The organism is Vibrio sp. Y176, assembly GCF_033438945.1.
This window is the reverse complement of the sequence record NZ_JAWOQS010000207.1, coordinates 1-908: the sequence shown is the minus strand read 5'-3', so window position 1 is coordinate 908 and position 908 is coordinate 1. Positions and strand designations below refer to the sequence as shown.

The following is a 908-nucleotide window of genomic DNA, read 5'->3' as shown; positions in this document are numbered from 1 at the left end:
AAGCTACTGTTTACGCTGCTGTACCCAGAAGTGAAGTTGACCATCGAAGAAAGTATCCACCAACTTCAGGCATAACAAACACAAAAAAACAAAAGGCATCCAATTGGATGCCTTTTTTGATCTTCGGATTGATTACCAGAACGCGACTAATAAACCTATCGCTATCACCATGCCAACGTAGTTGTTGTTAAGGAAAGCTCTGAAACACAAATCGCGCTCGCGGTGGCGGATCAAATGCTGCTGGTAAACAAACAATGATGCGGCAATCAGAACCGTCCAGTAGTAACTTTGGCCTAATTGATAAAACTGCCCTAGCCCCACCAACATCGCCAACGTCACTAACTGTAACACTCCAATAATTAACTTGTCGTGGCGACCGAACAGAATCGCTGTCGATTTGATACCGATTTTTAAATCGTCATCGCGATCCACCATTGCATACTGAGTGTCGTAGGCAATCGTCCACAATGCATTAATCACAAACACAAACCAAACCATCACTGGTAGCTCACCGGTTTGTGCCGCCCATGCCATAGGAATCGCCCAGCTAAACGCTAATCCCAAAAACAGCTGCGGGATATGCGTGTAACGCTTCATAAAAGGGTAGATAAAGGCTAATACAAGGCCCGCAAAAGAGAGCTGAATCGTTAAGGGGTTCATGGTCAACACAAGTAAGAATGAGCTCACGGCCAAAACCAAAAATAAGCCAATCGCCTCTTTCGCCGTGACCTTACCCGAAGGCAATGGACGCTGTTTAGTACGCTTCACATGACCATCGACTTTGCGGTCTGCAAAATCGTTAATGACGCAGCCTGCGCTACGCATTAAAAATACACCCAACACAAATACAATGAGCACATCCCAACTCGGTATGCCTTGGGCTGCAATGACCAGAGCCCAAACCGTTG

1 protein-coding gene is annotated in these 908 nt (G+C 46.0%); it reads right to left on the bottom strand.

All coding sequences use genetic code 11. From position 1 onward, the window contains the following. Positions 1-132: 132 nt before the first annotated feature. A partial coding sequence (ubiA, locus tag R7O13_RS25120; protein WP_318304974.1) for a 4-hydroxybenzoate octaprenyltransferase occupies positions 133-908 on the bottom strand: 776 nt, incomplete at its 5' end.